The organism is Burkholderia ubonensis (assembly GCF_902833085.1).
Classification (GTDB): domain Bacteria; phylum Pseudomonadota; class Gammaproteobacteria; order Burkholderiales; family Burkholderiaceae; genus Burkholderia; species Burkholderia ubonensis.
Map to the genome: position 1 here is coordinate 188,785 of NZ_CADFEB010000013.1, position 16,615 is coordinate 205,399.

Sequence of the window (16,615 nt, forward strand, 5' to 3'; positions counted from 1 at the left end):
GTCGCATCATGAAAAAGACAATATCGATGTACTGGCCGTTGGCGATCGTCGTGCCGCTCGCGGCTGCCGCTTATCTGCACGCCGTCGGCGACGCGCCGTCGCGGGGGCCGCTCGCGGTGCACCAGGCATCCGCCGAGCTGGCGCGCGCCGTGTCGTTCGGGCTCGTCGACGACGTGGCGAAGCCGTTGCCTGCCGCAGCCGGCGGTGTCGTGCTCGCCGCTCCCAAGGCGCTTTGACGCAGGTCGCCGTCGCGTGGCGCGACGGCGCGATTCCGGGCGCCTTTGTATAATGACGTGTTCTTCGTTTACGCGGTCCGCCGCGGCCTTCCGGTAGTGCGATGACCCGCGTTGCGATCTGTTTCGTCTGTCTCGGCAACATCTGCCGCTCCCCGACCGCCGAGGGCGTGATGCGCCATCAGGTGCAAGCCGCCGGGCTGGCGGACCGGATCGACGTCGATTCGGCCGGCACCGGCGACTGGCACGTGGGCGAGCCGCCCGACGCCCGCGCCCAGACGGCGGCGCGCACGCGCGGCTATGACCTGTCGGCGCTGCGCGCGCGCCAGGTGAGCGCAGCCGATTTCGAGCGCTTCGACCTGCTGCTGGCGATGGACGAGGCCAATCTCGCGGAATTGCGCCGGCGCTGCCCCGCGCAGCATCGCGACAAGGTTCGGCTGCTGATGGAATTCGCGCCCGGGGCGGCGGCGTCCGAGGTCGCCGACCCTTATTTCGGCGGCGCGCAAGGCTTCGAGCAGGTGCTCGACCAGTGCGAAGCCGCGTGCAGCGGCCTGCTGGGCACGCTGCGCCAGCGCGTGCCGCGCTGACTTCGGCCGGTTTTCATTAACCGTTCCGCGAATACCCTGTCGAAGACATGGATACTTGACTAAAAACGTCAAATATTTATACTTGACCAAAATCGTCAAGATTGCAGTCCCCTAACACCCATGAGACTCACCACCAAAGGCCGTTTCGCCGTCACGGCGATGATTGACTTGGCACTGCGCCAGGAGCAGGGCCCGGTGACGCTTGCAGGCATCAGCCAGCGCCAGCGGATTTCGCTCTCGTACCTCGAACAGCTGTTCGGCAAGCTGCGCAGACACGAAATCGTCGAGTCCGTGCGCGGGCCGGGCGGCGGCTACAACCTCGCGCGCCGCGCACAGGACGTCACCGTCGCCGACATCATCATCGCGGTCGACGAGCCGCTCGATGCCACGCAGTGCGGCGGCAAGGGCACGTGCGACGGCTCGAAGCAGCCCGACGGCCACTGCATGACGCACGAGCTGTGGGCGACGCTCAACCAGAAAATGGTCGAATACCTCGATTCGGTATCGCTGCAGGATCTCGTCGATCAGCAGCGCACGCGCGAGGGCGCGCCCGCGGTGCTGCGCGACCGGCGCGCGCCGGAGCCCGTCGCCGCGCCCGCCGAGCCGGTGCGCACGATGCCGCTCGGTCCGAATTCGGTGTTCAACATCGCAAGCTCGTGAGCGAGAAGCCAGCCCGCTGACACCCTATAACGCATAGTCCCTGCACAGAATACCCGGAGCGACAGATGACCCAAGAGACTCTCCACCTGCCCATCTACATGGATTACAGCGCGACGACGCCGGTCGATCCGCGCGTGGTCGACAAGATGGTGCCGTACCTGCGCGAGCAGTTCGGCAACCCGGCGTCGCGCAGCCACGCATACGGCTGGGACGCGGAGCGCGCAGTCGAAGAGGCGCGCGAGCAGGTGGCCGCACTCGTGAACGCCGATCCTCGCGAGATCATCTGGACGTCCGGCGCGACCGAATCGGACAACCTCGCGATCAAGGGCGCCGCGAATTTCTACAAGGGCAAGGGCAAGCACATCATCACGGTGAAGACCGAGCACAAGGCCGTGCTCGACACCTGCCGCGAGCTCGAGCGCGACGGCTTCGAAGTCACCTATCTGGACGTGAAGGAAGACGGCCTGCTCGACCTCGACGTGTTCAAGGCCGCGCTGCGCCCGGACACGATCCTCGTGTCGGTGATGCACGTGAACAACGAGATCGGCGTGATCCAGGACATCGAGACGATCGGCGAGATCTGCCGCGAGAAGGGCATCGTCTTCCACGTCGATGCCGCGCAGGCGACCGGCAAGGTCGGGATCGACCTCGCGAAGCTGAAGGTCGATCTGATGTCGTTCTCGGCGCACAAGACCTACGGCCCGAAGGGCATCGGCGCGCTGTACGTGCGCCGCAAGCCGCGCGTGCGCATCGAGGCGCAGATGCACGGCGGCGGTCATGAGCGCGGGATGCGCTCGGGCACGCTGCCGACGCACCAGATCGTCGGCATGGGCGAGGCGTTCCGCATCGCCCGCGAAGAAATGGCGACCGAGAACGAGCGCGTGCGCATGCTGCGCGACAAGCTGCTGCGCGGCCTGTCGCAGATCGAGGAAACGTATGTGAACGGTGACATGGAGCACCGTATCCCGCACAACCTGAACATCAGTTTCAACTTCGTCGAAGGCGAGTCGCTGATCATGGCGATCAAGGACGTCGCGGTGTCGTCGGGCTCCGCTTGCACGTCGGCGTCGCTGGAGCCGTCGTACGTGCTGCGCGCGCTCGGCCGCAACGACGAGCTCGCGCACAGCTCGATCCGCTTCACGGTCGGCCGCTTCACGACGGAGCAGGAGGTGGACTACGTGGTCAATCTGCTGAACAGCAAGATCGCGAAGCTGCGCGAACTGTCGCCGCTTTGGGAAATGCACCAGGAAGGCATCGATCTGTCGACGATCGAATGGGCCGCGCACTGAACACCGCATTGAATACACACGCGGGCGGATTGGCGCACGCAGACGTAACGAGTCAAGGAGTCTGAGTCATGTCTTACAGCAACAAGGTTCTGGATCACTACGAAAACCCGCGTAACGTCGGCTCGTTCGCGAAGGACGACGACGCGGTCGGCACCGGCATGGTGGGCGCGCCGGCTTGCGGCGACGTGATGAAGCTGCAGATTCGCGTCGGCGCGGACGGCGTGATCGAAGACGCGAAGTTCAAGACCTACGGTTGCGGCTCGGCGATCGCGTCGAGCTCGCTCGTGACCGAATGGGTGAAGGGCAAGACGCTCGACGAGGCGCTTTCGATCAAGAACACGCAGATCGCCGAGGAACTGGCGCTGCCGCCGGTGAAGATTCACTGTTCGATCCTCGCGGAAGACGCGATCAAGGCGGCCGTGGCCGACTACAAGAAGCGTCACGACGTCAAGGAAGGCGATCAGGCAGCCGCCTGAGCGGAATCGAGCGACCAGCTGGAACGCCGCGCACCGCGATCGGCGCGCGGCGGCAAGGACATCATGGCAATTACACTGACCGAAAAAGCAGCGCAGCACGTCCAGAAGTATCTGGTCCGGCGCGGCAAGGGGCTGGGCCTGCGGCTCGGCGTTCGCACGACCGGGTGCTCGGGCCTCGCGTACAAGCTCGAGTATGTCGATGAACTCGCGCCCGAGGATCAGGTGTTCGAAAGCCATGGCGTGAAGGTCGTCGTCGATCCGAAGAGCCTTGCGTACATCGACGGCACCGAGCTCGATTTCGCACGCGAGGGCCTGAACGAAGGGTTCAAGTTCAACAACCCGAACGTGAAGGACGAGTGCGGCTGCGGCGAATCGTTCCGCGTGTGACGCGGGATGCCGCGCGAAGCGGGCAACAGGCGGCGCGTGCCGCCTTTTTAATGCGCGGCGAATGCCCGCGCGACGAATCGGAATTGAACGCGACGATGGTCTCGCTGAAAGACAGCCACTTCGACCTGTTTCACCTGCCGGCGCAGTTCGCGCTCGATGACGCGGCGCTCGACGCCGCTTACCGGACCGTGCAGACGCAGGTGCATCCCGACCGCTTCGCGGCGGCCGGTGACGCGCAAAAGCGCATCGCGATGCAGTGGGCGACGCGGGCGAACGAGGCATACCGGACGCTGCGCGACCCGCTGAAACGCGCCACCTACCTGCTGTCGCTGCGCGGCGTGGATATCGGCGCGGAAAACAACACCGCGATGGAACCGGCGTTCCTGATGCAGCAGATGGAGTGGCGCGAAGGCATCGAGGATGCCGCGGCCGCGCGCAACGTCGGCGCGCTCGATGCGCTGCTCGCCGAGCTGCGCGACGAGAAGCGCGCGCGCGTCGAGCGCCTCGGCACGCTGCTCGACAGCGGCGCCGACCAGGCCGCCGCCGAGGCGGTGCGCCAGCTGATGTTCATCGAGCGGGTCGCGTCGGAAGTGGGCGCGCAGATCGAGCGTCTCGAAACTTAACCGCGTGCCTCGCGGCACGCGCAGCAAACGGGCCGAGCGCCCGAACGAACCAAGATGGCTTTACTGCAAATTTCCGAACCGGGCATGGCGCCGGCGCCGCACCAGCGGCGGCTCGCCGTCGGGATCGATCTCGGCACGACGAATTCGCTCGTCGCGGCCGTGCGCAACAGCGTGCCCGAAGTGCTGCCGGACGAAGCGGGCCGCGCGCTGCTGCCGTCGGTGGTGCGTTACCTCGAAAAGGGCGGCCGCCGCATCGGCCACGACGCGAAGGAGCAGGCCGCGACCGACCCGCGCAACACGATCGTGTCGGTCAAGCGCTTCATGGGCCGCGGCAAGGCCGAAGTCGAAGGCGCGGCGAATGCGCCGTACGAATTCGTCGACGCGCCGGGCATGGTGCAGATCCGCACCGTCGACGGCGTGAAGAGCCCGGTCGAGGTGTCGGCCGAGATTCTCGCGACGCTGCGCTATCGCGCGGAAGATACGCTCGGCGACGAGCTGGTCGGCGCGGTGATCACGGTGCCCGCGTACTTCGACGATGCGCAGCGCCAGGCGACCAAGGACGCCGCGCGTCTCGCGGGCCTGAACGTGCTGCGCCTGCTGAACGAACCGACCGCGGCGGCGATCGCCTACGGCCTCGATAATGCCGCCGAAGGCCTGTACGCGGTCTACGACCTCGGCGGCGGCACGTTCGACCTGTCGATCCTGAAGCTGACGAAGGGCGTGTTCGAAGTGCTCGCAGCGGGCGGCGATTCGGCGCTCGGCGGCGACGATTTCGATCATGCGCTGTTCGGCCATGTGCTCGCGCAGGCCGGGATCGACGCGAACACGCTCGCGCCCGAGGACGTGCGCCTGCTGCTCGACCGCGTGCGGCTGCTCAAGGAAGCGTTGTCCGCGGCGCCGCAGGCGTCGCTCGACGTGACGCTGTCGACCGGTGTGCATCTCGTGCAGACGATTACGCACGATGCGTTCGCCTCGCTCGTCGAGCCGCTCGTGCAGCGCACGCTGACGCCGACCCGCAAGGCGCTGCGCGACGCGCAGGTCACGCCGGCCGACATCAAGGGCGTGGTGCTCGTCGGCGGCGCGACGCGCATGCCGGTGATCCGCGACGCGGTCGCGAAGCATTTCGGCCAGCCGCCGCTCGTGAATCTCGATCCGGATCAGGTCGTCGCGCTCGGCGCGGCGATCCAGGCCGACCTGCTCGCCGGCAATCGCGGCGGCGGCGACGACTGGCTGCTGCTCGACGTGATTCCGCTGTCGCTCGGCGTCGAGACGATGGGCGGCCTCGTCGAGAAGATCATCCCGCGCAATTCGACGATCCCGATCGCGCGCGCGCAGGAATTCACGACCTTCAAGGACGGCCAGACCGCGATGGCGATCCACGTCGTGCAGGGCGAGCGCGAGCTCGTCGCCGACTGCCGGTCGCTCGCGCGTTTCGAGCTGCGCGGCATCCCGCCGATGACGGCCGGCGCGGCGCGGATTCGCGTGACCTATCAGGTCGACGCGGACGGCCTGCTGTCGGTGTTCGCGCGCGAACAGCATTCGGGCGTCGAGGCGTCGGTCGTCGTGAAGCCGTCGTACGGTCTCGCCGACGACGACATCGCGAAGATGCTCGAGGAGAGCTTCAAGACCGCCGAGATCGACATGCGCGCGCGCGCGTTGCGCGAGGCGCAGGTCGAGGCCGAGCGGATGATCGAGGCGACGGAAGCCGCGCTCGCCGCCGACGGCGAGCTGCTCGACGCCGCGGAGCGCGCGGAAGTCGATGCGCGCATGGCGGCGCTGCGCACGGTTGCGCAGGGCGACGATACCGACGCGATCGAAGCGGCGACCAAGGCGCTGGCCGAAGGCACCGACGAATTCGCGGCGCGCCGGATGGACAAGAGCATCAAGCGTGCACTGGCGGGCCGCCGGCTCGACGAGATCTGAACGCAGGACTTGCATGCCGGCCGTCGACGGCCGGCGTTATGATGAATCGTGCGGCGCAGCCTGCCGCACTTGAATGACGGAACGGACATGCCTCAACTGGTGGTGCTGCCTCACGTCGAACTGTGCCCGGAAGGCGCGGTGATCGACGCGACGCCCGGCAAGAGTATCTGCGACAACCTGCTCGACAACGGCATCGAGATCGAGCACGCATGCGAGAAGTCGTGCGCATGCACGACGTGCCACGTGGTGATCCGCGAAGGCTTCAACGATCTGGAGCCGTCCGAGGAGGACGAGGACGACCTGCTCGACAAGGCGTGGGGCCTCGAGCCGACGTCGCGCCTGTCGTGCCAGGCGATCGTGCAGGAAGATTCGGACCTGGTGGTCGAGATTCCGAAGTACTCGATCAACCACGCGAAGGAAAATCACTGACAGGAACAGGAGGCAGGCGATGAAGTGGACCGATTCGCGCGAGATCGCGATCGCGCTGGCGGACAAGCATCCGGACATCGATCCGCAGCGGATCAATTTCGTCGACCTGCGCCAGTGGGTGCTCGAACTCGACGGCTTCGACGATGACCCGAAGCATTCCGGCGAGAAGATTCTCGAAGCGATTCAGGCGCACTGGATCGACGAATCCGACTTCGACGAAGAAGACTGAGCACGGCGGACGCCTGATGGCGCAAGCGGTTCGGGATGAAAAAAACGGCTCGTGAGCGATCATGAGCCGTTTTTGTTTGCGGTTCACGCTGCCCGCGCGTGACGCGGGCAGGGGACCGATCGGCCGGTTACGCGCCGACCAGCGTACCGTTCTCGATCCGCACGCGCTGGCCCTGGCCGAACGGCGGCGGGTTGTGGTACGTGAACGTGCGCGTGGTGCCGTTTTCCATCTGCACTTGCACCTGGTAGTCGGTTTCAGCGCGCACCTGCTTCTCGACCTGGTTGCCCGCGAGGCCGCCGCCGAGTGCGCCGAGCAGCGTCATCGCGGTGCGGCCGTTGCCGCGCCCGAACTGGTTGCCGAGCAGGCCGCCCGCCGCCGCGCCGCCGACTGCGCCGATGCCGCTACTCTGGCCCGGCGTGCGCATCTGGTTGATCGCGACGACCGTGCCGCAGGTCTGGCAATAGGACGAAGAAGGCTGCGAGTAGCCGCCGCCCTGCTGCGCGTACTCAGGCGGACGCGGCGCCGTCGACGTATGGCGGCGATGGTGCGTCGGCGCCGGGCGCGGAGCCGGTTGAGGCTGGGCCTGGGCGACCTGCGCCTGCTGTTGTTGCGCGGCTTGCTCGGCTGCGATCTGCTGCGCTTGCGCGGCGCGTGCCGCGCTGGCTGCCGCCGCCGTGTCGACGGCCGGTTGCGAGGCAATCAATGCTGCCTGCGTCTGGCCGTTCTGCGCGTCGCTGCTGGTGGCCTTCGGGAACAGGCCGGTGACGGCCGCCGTCGCCGCGAGGCTCGCGATGATGACGGCGCCCGCCGCAGTCGCGACGAGCGGGTGGAGGCGTTGCTTTTGCGGCGTGGTTTGATTCTGGTTGTCCATTTTGCTCTCCTCGCACGCAATCGTGCGTTGTTTTGCAAAAGGAGTGTCGTCCAGGCACAGGACGGCCGCCGTATCAAGTTGTAACGATTCGCTGCCGGAGTTTGCGAACGGGCGTGCACCAGACCGGGCAAAAGCCGGCGTGACGCCGAGATAAAAGGGGGAAGGGTCGATTGCCGGCGGACGCCGGCAGGCGGGATTTACGCGCGGTTACAAAGCTGTCGCCTGCGCGCCGCAGGGCGCGCAGGCGAAGCGGGTCAGTCTTCGCGGCGCAGGTGGGGGAACAGCAGCACGTCGCGGATCGTCGGGCTGTCGGTCAGCAGCATCACGAGACGGTCGATGCCGATCCCGCAGCCGCCCGTCGGAGGCATCCCGTGTTCGAGCGCGCGGATGTAGTCGGCGTCGAAGAACATCGCTTCCTCGTCGCCGGCGTCCTTCTGCTCGACCTGCTTCTTGAAGCGCGCGGCCTGGTCTTCCGGATCGTTCAGCTCGGAGAAGCCGTTCGCGATTTCGCGGCCGGTCATGAACAGCTCGAAGCGCTCGGTGATGCCCGGCACCGTGTCCGACGCGCGTGCGAGCGGCGACACTTCGACCGGGTAGTCGATGATGTACGTCGGCTCCCACAGCTGCGCTTCGGCGGTTTCCTCGAACAGCGCGAGCTGCAGCGCGCCGATGCCCGCGTTCAGGAACGCCGGCTGCGTGACGTCGACGCCGAGGCGCTTCAGTTCGCTGCGCAGGAACGCGTCGTCCGACAGCTGGCCGTCGGTGTACTGCGGCGCGTACTTCTGGATCGCCTGCGTGATCGTCAGGCGGTGGAACGGCTTCGCGAGGTCGAGCTCACGGCCCTGGTACTGGATCGTCGCGGTGCCGAGCGCATCGATCGCCGCCTGGCGGATCAGTTGCTCGGTGAAGTCCATCAGCCAGCGGTAGTCGGTGTACGCGGCGTAGAACTCCATCATCGTGAATTCCGGGTTGTGGCGCGGCGACACGCCTTCGTTCCGGAAATTGCGGTTGATTTCGAACACGCGCTCGAAGCCGCCGACGATCAGCCGCTTCAGGTACAGCTCCGGCGCGATGCGCAGGAACATCTGCATGTCGAGCGCGTTGTGGTGCGTGACGAACGGCTTCGCGGCCGCGCCGCCCGGGATCGGGTGCAGCATCGGCGTCTCGACTTCCATGAAGTCGGCCGTGTCCATGAACTTGCGGATCGATGCGATCGTCTTGGTGCGCGCACGGAACGTGTCGCGCGTTTCCGGCGTGACGATCAGGTCGACGTAGCGCTGGCGGTAGCGCATTTCCTGGTCGGCGAGACCGTGGAACTTGTCCGGCAGCGGGCGCAGCGCCTTCGACAGCAGGCGCAGCTCCTTGCACTGGACCGACAGCTCGCCCTTGTTGGTACGGAACAGCACGCCGCGTGCGGCGACGATGTCGCCGAGATCCCACTTCTTGAACGCGTCGTAGGTTTCCGCGCCGACGTCGTTCGGCGTCACGAAGAACTGGATCTGGCCCGAACCGTCCTGCACCGTCGCGAAGCTCGCCTTGCCCATCACGCGCTTGAGCATCATGCGGCCGGCGACCGCCACCTCGACCGGGTTCGCTTCGAGCGCGGCCTTGTCCGAGTCGGCGAATTTCGCCTGCAGGTCGGCCGCGTGGTGCGTCGGCTGGAAATCGTTCGGATAGGCGACGCCTTGCTCGCGCAATGCGCGCAGCTTCTCGCGGCGCTCGGCGATGATCTGGTTTTCGTCCGCCGCGACGGCGGGCTGCGTTTGGGTCGATTCGGTCATGATGGTCGGAATTCGGGGTGGGTGCGGCAACGCAAACAGGGGAGGACAAGGGCGGCGCGACCCGGGCAGGCCGCGCCGCGGCGCTTACACGCCCTGTTTGAGGCTCGCGCTGATGAAGTCGTCGAGATCGCCGTCGAGCACCGCTTTCGTGTTGCTCATTTCGACGTTCGTGCGCAGGTCCTTCACGCGGCTCTGGTCGAGCACGTACGAGCGGATCTGGTGGCCCCAGCCCACGTCGGTCTTGCTCGATTCGAGCTTGTCCTGCTCGGCCTGGCGCTTGCGCATCTCGGCTTCGTACAGGCGCGACTTCAGCATCGCCATCGCTTCGGCGCGGTTGCGGTGCTGCGAGCGGTCGTTCTGGCACTGCACGACGATGCCGGTCGGCATGTGCGTGATCCGCACCGCCGAGTCGGTCTTGTTGATGTGCTGGCCGCCCGCGCCCGATGCGCGGTACGTGTCGATGCGCAGGTCGGCCGGGTTGACCTCGACTTCGATCGAGTCGTCGATTTCCGGATAGACGAACACCGACGAGAACGACGTGTGGCGGCCGCCCGACGAGTCGAACGGCGACTTGCGCACGAGGCGGTGGATGCCGGTTTCGGTGCGCAGGAAGCCGTACGCGTATTCGCCCGACACCTTGATCGTCGCGTTCTTGATGCCCGCGACGTCGCCGTCGGACTCTTCGAGCACTTCGGCCTTGAAGCCCTTGCGCTCGCAGTAGCGCAGGTACTGGCGCAGCAGCATCGACGCCCAGTCGCACGCCTCGGTGCCGCCGGCGCCGGCCTGGATGTCGATGAAGCAGTTGTTCGGGTCGGCCGGGTTCGAGAACATCCGGCGGAACTCGATGTCGCCGACGCGCGCCTCGAGCTTAGCGGCGTCTTCTTCCGATGCGACGAGGGTGTCTTCGTCGTTTTCCTCGCGGGCCATCTCGAACAGGTCGAGCGCATCGCGCAGGTCGCTATCGAGCGCCGTCAGCGTCATGACGACGCCTTCGAGCAGCTTCTTTTCGCGGCCGAGCGCCTGGGCGTTCTTCGAGTCGTTCCAGACGTTCGGGTCCTCGAGTTCCTTGTTGACTTCGGTCAGACGCGCAGCTTTGGCGTCGTAGTCAAAGATACCCCCGAAGCTCGCCCGCGCGGTTGCGCAGGTCGAGCAGGGAGCTTTCGATCGCGTTGAGACGTTCCGCTTCCATGATCGTTTCGCTTTTCGTGCTTCGTAAAAAAGCGGAATTATAGCCGATCGGGAGGGCCTCCCGGTGACGCCGGCAGGGGGCGCACGCTCGTCCGCGCCCCGCCGGACGAGGCGGCGCGCGGTCCGGGGCGCAGTCAGGCACCCACTCAGGCGCCGGCGTGCTCGACGATCAGCTGTACGCGCGTGACGCCGTTCCACGTGTCGGCGACGAGGCGGTACGCGATGAGCGCGCTCGCCGGCAGCGGCTCCGTGCGGTTGAACCAGATCGCGTTGAAGCGCTGGCGGCCGCGCGCGAGCTGCAGCTTCAGGTGCTTGTCCTTCACGAGGGACTGCGACACGACGTCGAATTCGCCCGAGAACAGCGGGGCCGGAAAGCCCTGGCCCCAGACGGCCTCGTCGAGCAGCCCGACGAACTGCGGCGTGAAGTAGGCGTCCTCGAGCTCGCCGTCGGTCTCGATCACGCGGGCGAGCGCGTCGTCCGACAGCCATTCGCGCGCGACCGCCTCGAACGCGGCCGCGAAGCGCGGCACGTTGGCGGTGTCGAGCGTGACGCCGGCCGCCATCGCGTGGCCGCCGAACGCGGCGAGCAGGTCCGGCTCGCGCTTCGACACGAGGTCGAGCGCGTCGCGCAGGTGGAAGCCGGGGATCGACCGCCCGGAACCCTTGACGCGCGCGCCGTGCTCGTCCGCGTGCGCGAACGTGAACGACGGCCGGTGGAATTTTTCCTTCAGGCGTCCGGCGACGATGCCGATCACGCCCTGGTGCCATTCGGGATTGAAGAGGGTGATCGTGCACGCGTCGGCCGGATCGACGTGCGCGAGATCGGCGAGCGCCTGCTGCTGCATCCCGGCCTCGATTTCACGGCGTTCGCGGTTCATCGTGTCGAGCTGCTGCGCGAGTTCCCACGCGCGGCCGACGTCGTCGGTGATCAGGCACTCGATCCCGAGCGACATGTCCGACAGCCGGCCGGCGGCGTTCAGCCGCGGGCCGAGGCCGAAGCCGAGGTCGAAGCCCGACGCGGTGCGGGCTTCGCGGGCGGCCGCGCGGAACAGCGCGGCGATGCCCGGCTGCATCCGGCCGTTGCGGATGCGCTGCAGCCCCTGCGCGACCAGCACGCGGTTGTTGCCGTCGAGCCGCACGACGTCGGCGACGGTGCCGAGCGCGACGAGGTCGAGCAGGCCGTCGAGGCGCGGTTCGGCCTCCTTGCTGGCGAATGCGCCGCGGCGGCGCAGCTCGGCGCGCAGCGCGAGCAGCACGTAGAACATCACGCCGACGCCGGCGATGTGCTTGCTCGGGAACGCGCAGCCCGGCTGGTTCGGGTTGACGATCGCGCGCGCGGCGGGCAGCGCGTCGCCGGGCAGGTGGTGGTCGGTGACCAGCACGTCGATCCCGCGCGCGTTCGCGGCTTCGACGCCCGCGACGCTCGCGATGCCGTTGTCGACGGTGATCAGCAGGTCCGGCTTGCGCGCGGCCGCCAGCTCGACGATCTCGGGCGTGAGGCCGTAGCCGTACTCGAAGCGGTTCGGCACCAGATAGTCGATCTGCGCGCCGAACATCCGCAGCCCGCGCACTGCGACCGCGCAGGCGGTCGCGCCGTCGCAGTCGTAGTCGGCGACGACGAGCAGGCGCCGCTTGTCGGCGATCGCGTCGGCGAGCAGCGCGGCCGCGTCGGCGCAGCCTTTCAGTTCGGTAGGCGGCACGAGGCGCGCGAGCGCGGTCTCGATGTCGGACGGGGATTGCACGCCGCGCGCGGCATACAGGCGCGCGAGCACCGGGTGCAGGCCGTGGCGCGCGAGCGCTTCGGCGTCGGCGGGCGCGACGGGGCGGGTAACGATGCGGGTCATGAGGTGGTCTTATTCGAACAGGGACGCGAGCGCGCGGCGGCGCCAGAACTTGCGCAGGTCGCCGCGCGTCGCGCGCAGGGTCGCCGAGCCGGTGTCGCCGCACAGCGTGACGTCGACGCGCGCCAGTTCGCCGCGCTGCAGCGCGGCAAGGGCGGGCGCGAACCAGTCGCGCTCCATCGCGCCGAGCGCGTCGTGCCAGCTCGCCCAGTCCTGTTCGATGAATGGGGTCGTGAGCGCCGACAGCTCGACGAGCGTCGCGCCGTCGGCGGCGGCGAGCTGGTCGAACGCGGCGGGCGGCGCGCCGGCGTCGGCCCGGGCCGCGCGCGCGAGGCCGAGCGCCGCGGGCGCAGTGGACAGCACGCGCGCGAACGGCCGGCCGACGGGCTTCAGCGCACCCTGCGCATGGAACCAGATCGAATTCACGGCGAGCAGGCCGCGCGCCTCGCGCGCTTCGTTGACCGGATGCTGGAACCAGGCCATCTGCACTTCGTTCTGCAGTTTCATCCAGATCCGCGAGCGTTCGCCGGTATGCGCCTCGTGCGGCAGCCAGATCTCGATGTTGCGGCCGCTCGCGCGCAGCGGCGCGGCGCCGGCCAGGTGACGGAGCTGTTCGCTCGACAGGTACCAGCGGTGCGGGCTGGGTGCTTCGAGCCGGACCCCGAGCTCCTCGATCAGCGGGCGTGCGACCGCGAGCAGCGCGGCCGCCTCGCCGTCTTCCAGCTCGAGCGCGGCCGGATCGACGAGCACGAGATGGTCGTGCGCGATCTCGACGTGCACGGGTTCCACGCAGGCCCATGCCTGGTCGCCCGGGTCGCCGCCGTCGGCGAGCAGCATGTAGGGCGCGAGCGGTGCCTCGTCGGCGGCATTGCCCTGGGCCGCGCCGAACTGGCGGGCGAGCCAGCGCTCGTGCGGCAGCGTGCGCTGGAAGTCCTCGCCGGCCACGCGCTCGACGAGGCTCGCGCGCGACAGCAACTTTTCGAGCGCGGGACTGTCCAGCGTGTGCAGGGACGAGGCCGCATCGGCCGCCGACGGCAGCGCGAACGGTACGAGAAAATGGAGGCGTCGGTCGTGCATGATGGTGCGCATTGTATGGCAAACTGCGCGCGTGTTCGGGCGGGCCGACGGCCGGCTCGCGTCCGAGGGCCGGTTTCATCCCCGCCCGGGCGGGCGGCGACCGGACGCTCGGGCCGCCCCCATGCCGCAACCAGCAGAAAGGATTCGCTTGAAACTTCCGTACGAATGGCAGATCGGCTGGCGCTATACGCGCGCCGGCAAACGCACGACCGGCAACGGCTTCATTTCCTTCATCGCGCTCGTGTCGATGCTCGGCATCGCGCTCGGCGTCGCGGCGCTGATCGTCGTGCTGTCGGTGATGAACGGCTTCCAGAAGGAGGTGCGCGACCGGATGCTGTCGGTGCTCGCGCACGTCGAGGTGTTCTCGCCGACGGGCCAGATGCCCGACTGGCAGCTGACCGCGCAGGAGGCGCGCCGCAACCCGTCGGTGACCGGCGCGGCGCCGTACGTCGAGGCGCAGGCGCTGCTCACGCGCCAGGACGCGGTGAGCGGCGTGATGCTGCGCGGCATCGAGCCGTCGCTCGAGCCGCAGGTGTCGGAAATCGGCAAGGACATGAAGGCGGGCCAGCTCACCGCGCTCGTGCCCGGCCAGTTCGGCATCGTGCTCGGCGATGCGCTCGCCGGCAATCTCGGCGTGACGGTCGGCGACAAGGTCACGCTGGTCGCGCCCGAAGGCACGATCACGCCGGCCGGAATGCTGCCGCGGCTGAAGCAGTTCACGGTCGTCGGCGTGTTCGAGTCGGGGCACTACGAATACGACAGCACGCTCGCGATGATCGACATCCGCGACGCCGAGGCGCTGTTCCGCCTGAGCGCGCCGACCGGCGTGCGGCTGCGGGTGAAGGACATGCAGAAGGCGCCGGACGTGGCGGTCGAGCTGTCGCATTCGCTGTCCGGCAGCCTGTACATCCGCGACTGGACCCAGCAGAACAAGACCTGGTTCTCGGCGGTGAAGATCGAAAAGCGGATGATGTTCATCATCCTGACGCTGATCATCGCGGTGGCCGCGTTCAACCTCGTGTCGTCGCTCGTGATGACGGTGACCAACAAGCAGGCCGACATCGCGATCCTGCGCACGCTCGGCGCGCAGCCGGGCTCGATCATGAAGATCTTCGTCGTGCAGGGCGTGACGATCGGCTTCTCCGGCACCGCGCTCGGCATCGCGCTCGGCTGCCTGATCGCGTGGAGCATCCCGTGGCTGATCCCGATGATCGAGCATGCGCTCGGCGTGCAGTTCCTGCCGTCGTCGGTGTACTTCATCAGCGAGCTGCCGTCCGAGCTAGTCGCAAGCGACGTGATCCGGATCGGCGTGATCGCGTTCGCGCTGTCGGCGGTCGCGACGCTCTACCCGAGCTGGCGCGGCGCGAAGGTCAAGCCGGCGGAGGCGCTGCGCTATGAATGACCGCGCCGCCGCTGTCGCGGCTTCCCGACCCCATTACAACAACCAGGATTCGGCAGGTATGCAGGACTACGTGCTTCAGGCGCGCGGCATCACGAAGGCGTTCGTGCAGGGCGGCTTCAACGTGCCGGTGCTCAACAATACCGAGCTGTCGGTGCGGCGCGGCGAGAAGCTCGCGGTCGTCGGCGCGTCGGGCTCCGGCAAAAGTACGCTGCTGCACGTGCTCGGCGGCCTCGACGAGCCGAGCGCGGGCGAGGTGTCGCTGCTCGGCAAGCCGTTCACGCAGCTCGGCGAGCGCGAGCGCAACGACCTGCGCAACCGCGCGCTCGGGTTCGTCTACCAGTTCCATCATCTGCTGCCCGAATTCAGCGCGCTCGACAACGTCGCGATGCCGCTGCGCATCCGCCGGATGACGGCCGAGGACGCGCGCCGCGACGCGCAGGCGATGCTCGAGCGCGTCGGCCTCGGCGCGCGCGCGAAGCATCGCCCGGGCGAGCTGTCGGGCGGCGAGCGGCAGCGCGTCGCGATCGCGCGCGCGCTGGTGACGAAGCCCGCCTGCGTGCTCGCCGACGAGCCGACCGGCAACCTCGACGGCGGGACCGCCGATACGGTGTTCAACCTGATGCTCGAACTGTCGCAGACGTTGAACACGAGCTTCGTGATCGTCACGCACGATCCCGATCTCGCCGCGCGCTGCGACCGCATCATGCGGCTGCGCGACGGCGTGCTGCACGAAGAGCCGGCCCTGCCGGTCTGACATGAACCGTGCTCCCCGCACGCGGCTGCCCGACGGGCGGCGCGGGTGCCGGGAGCGGTCTGGCGAACGCTGACATGTGGATCGATACGCACTGCCATCTCGATGCCGCCGAATTCGATGCCGACCGCGACGCGGTCGCGCAGGCGGCGCGCGACGCGGGCGTGGCGCGCATCGTGATCCCGAGCATCGGGCGCGACAACTTCGCGACGGTGCGCGAGCTCGCGCATCGCACGCCGGGCGCGGTCTATGCGCTCGGCATCCATCCGATGTATACGCCGCATGCGCGCGACGGCGATCTCGACCGGCTGCGCATGGAAATCGAAGCGAGTCTCGACGATCCGCGCTTCGTCGCGATCGGCGAGATCGGTCTCGACTACTTCGTGCCCGGGCTCGACGAAGACCGGCAGCAGTTCTTCTATCAAGGCCAGCTGAAGCTCGCACGCGAGTTCGACCTGCCGGTGCTCTGCCACGTGCGCAAGTCGCAGGATCGCGTGCTCGCCGGGCTGCGCCGCTTCGGCGTGCGGCGCGGCATCGCGCACGCGTTCAACGGCAGTTTCCAGCAGGCCGACGCGTATCTCGCGCAGGGCCTGCATCTCGGCTTCGGCGGCAACGTCACGTTCACGCGCGCGTTGCAGATCCGGCGGCTCGCGACGCAGTTGCCGGTCGATGCGCTCGTCGTCGAAACGGATGCGCCCGATATCGCGCCCGAGTGGGCGTACCGATCCCGCAACACGCCGGACCAGGTGCCGCGCATCGGCGACGTGCTCGCCGAACTGCGCGGCATCGACGCGGCCGAGCTTGCCCTATGCACTTCGGCTAACGCGCGTGCCGCGTTGCCCCGGCTCGCGCTTTCGTCCGCATAATC

General features: G+C 68.0%; 18 protein-coding genes. 13 read left to right on the forward strand and 5 right to left on the reverse strand.

What is annotated here, in order from left to right; all coding sequences use genetic code 11:
• Window positions 1-8: 8 nt before the first annotated feature.
• The 10 genes from HWX31_RS32070 to iscX all read left to right on the forward strand — a co-directional run bounded on the left by HWX31_RS32070 (window position 9) and on the right by iscX (window position 6,836).
• Window positions 9-236 (forward strand): hypothetical protein, encoded by a 228-nt coding sequence (locus HWX31_RS32070; protein ID WP_042584374.1) that lies wholly within the window; start codon window positions 9-11, stop codon window positions 234-236.
• A 101-nt stretch (window positions 237-337) separates the two neighbouring features.
• Entirely contained in the window at window positions 338-820 is a 483-nt protein-coding gene (locus HWX31_RS32075) for a low molecular weight protein-tyrosine-phosphatase (RefSeq protein ID WP_174965909.1), read from the forward strand.
• Window positions 821-940: 120 nt separating this feature from the next.
• Window positions 941-1,480: a Fe-S cluster assembly transcriptional regulator IscR gene (iscR, locus tag HWX31_RS32080; RefSeq protein ID WP_042584372.1), complete on the forward strand. Its 540-nt coding sequence runs from the start codon at window positions 941-943 to the stop codon at window positions 1,478-1,480.
• Window positions 1,481-1,545: 65 nt separating this feature from the next.
• The gene (locus tag HWX31_RS32085) at window positions 1,546-2,769 is read left to right on the forward strand and encodes an IscS subfamily cysteine desulfurase (RefSeq protein WP_174965908.1); all 1,224 of its coding nucleotides are present in this window, start codon (window positions 1,546-1,548) and stop codon (window positions 2,767-2,769) included.
• 68 nt (window positions 2,770-2,837) lie between these two features.
• On the forward strand, window positions 2,838-3,245 hold the full coding sequence (gene iscU, locus HWX31_RS32090; protein WP_010091952.1) for a Fe-S cluster assembly scaffold IscU: 408 nt from the start codon (window positions 2,838-2,840) through the stop codon (window positions 3,243-3,245).
• Window positions 3,246-3,308: 63 nt separating this feature from the next.
• The gene (gene iscA / locus HWX31_RS32095; protein ID WP_012213076.1) at window positions 3,309-3,632 is read left to right on the forward strand and encodes an iron-sulfur cluster assembly protein IscA; all 324 of its coding nucleotides are present in this window, start codon (window positions 3,309-3,311) and stop codon (window positions 3,630-3,632) included.
• A gap of 95 nt (window positions 3,633-3,727) precedes the next feature.
• The gene (gene hscB / locus HWX31_RS32100) at window positions 3,728-4,255 is read left to right on the forward strand and encodes a Fe-S protein assembly co-chaperone HscB (RefSeq protein ID WP_059616162.1); all 528 of its coding nucleotides are present in this window, start codon (window positions 3,728-3,730) and stop codon (window positions 4,253-4,255) included.
• A gap of 54 nt (window positions 4,256-4,309) precedes the next feature.
• Window positions 4,310-6,178 (forward strand): Fe-S protein assembly chaperone HscA, encoded by a 1,869-nt coding sequence (gene hscA, locus HWX31_RS32105; RefSeq protein WP_174965907.1) that lies wholly within the window; start codon window positions 4,310-4,312, stop codon window positions 6,176-6,178.
• A gap of 87 nt (window positions 6,179-6,265) precedes the next feature.
• Window positions 6,266-6,607: an ISC system 2Fe-2S type ferredoxin gene (gene fdx / locus HWX31_RS32110; RefSeq protein WP_010091956.1), complete on the forward strand. Its 342-nt coding sequence runs from the start codon at window positions 6,266-6,268 to the stop codon at window positions 6,605-6,607.
• Between the two features lie 19 nt (window positions 6,608-6,626).
• On the forward strand, window positions 6,627-6,836 hold the full coding sequence (iscX, locus tag HWX31_RS32115) for a Fe-S cluster assembly protein IscX (protein WP_010091957.1): 210 nt from the start codon (window positions 6,627-6,629) through the stop codon (window positions 6,834-6,836).
• A gap of 127 nt (window positions 6,837-6,963) precedes the next feature.
• Here iscX and HWX31_RS32120 read toward each other — a convergent pair whose 3' ends face one another.
• The 5 genes from HWX31_RS32120 to HWX31_RS32140 all read right to left on the reverse strand — a co-directional run bounded on the left by HWX31_RS32120 (window position 6,964) and on the right by HWX31_RS32140 (window position 13,606).
• Entirely contained in the window at window positions 6,964-7,707 is a 744-nt protein-coding gene (locus HWX31_RS32120) for a glycine zipper 2TM domain-containing protein (protein WP_174965906.1), read from the reverse strand.
• Between the two features lie 254 nt (window positions 7,708-7,961).
• Complete coding sequence (gene lysS / locus HWX31_RS32125) at window positions 7,962-9,488, reverse strand: lysine--tRNA ligase (protein WP_059726020.1); 1,527 nt, start codon at window positions 9,486-9,488, stop codon at window positions 7,962-7,964.
• A gap of 84 nt (window positions 9,489-9,572) precedes the next feature.
• Window positions 9,573-10,677 (reverse strand): peptide chain release factor 2 gene (gene prfB / locus HWX31_RS32130; RefSeq protein WP_155122883.1). Its coding sequence is split into 2 segments (ribosomal slippage): window positions 9,573-10,595 and window positions 10,597-10,677, totalling 1,104 coding nucleotides; the frame shifts between segments, so codons are not numbered across the junction.
• Between the two features lie 145 nt (window positions 10,678-10,822).
• Complete coding sequence (gene recJ / locus HWX31_RS32135; RefSeq protein WP_174965905.1) at window positions 10,823-12,520, reverse strand: single-stranded-DNA-specific exonuclease RecJ; 1,698 nt, start codon at window positions 12,518-12,520, stop codon at window positions 10,823-10,825.
• Window positions 12,521-12,529: 9 nt separating this feature from the next.
• Entirely contained in the window at window positions 12,530-13,606 is a 1,077-nt protein-coding gene (locus HWX31_RS32140; protein ID WP_175934009.1) for a regulator, read from the reverse strand.
• Window positions 13,607-13,742: 136 nt separating this feature from the next.
• Here HWX31_RS32140 and HWX31_RS32145 point away from each other — a divergent pair, with 136 nt between their 5' ends.
• The 3 genes from HWX31_RS32145 to HWX31_RS32155 all read left to right on the forward strand — a co-directional run bounded on the left by HWX31_RS32145 (window position 13,743) and on the right by HWX31_RS32155 (window position 16,613).
• Window positions 13,743-14,996 carry a lipoprotein-releasing ABC transporter permease subunit gene (locus HWX31_RS32145; RefSeq protein ID WP_010091965.1) on the forward strand — a complete coding sequence of 418 codons (1,254 nt, stop codon included), beginning with the start codon at window positions 13,743-13,745 and terminating at the stop codon, window positions 14,994-14,996.
• Window positions 14,989-15,750 (forward strand): lipoprotein-releasing ABC transporter ATP-binding protein LolD, encoded by a 762-nt coding sequence (gene lolD / locus HWX31_RS32150; protein WP_415493194.1) that lies wholly within the window; start codon window positions 14,989-14,991, stop codon window positions 15,748-15,750. Before HWX31_RS32145 ends, lolD begins: the two co-directional genes overlap by 8 nt.
• Before the next feature lie 74 nt (window positions 15,751-15,824).
• Complete coding sequence (locus tag HWX31_RS32155; protein WP_174965368.1) at window positions 15,825-16,613, forward strand: TatD family hydrolase; 789 nt, start codon at window positions 15,825-15,827, stop codon at window positions 16,611-16,613.
• Window positions 16,614-16,615 lie beyond the last annotated feature (2 nt).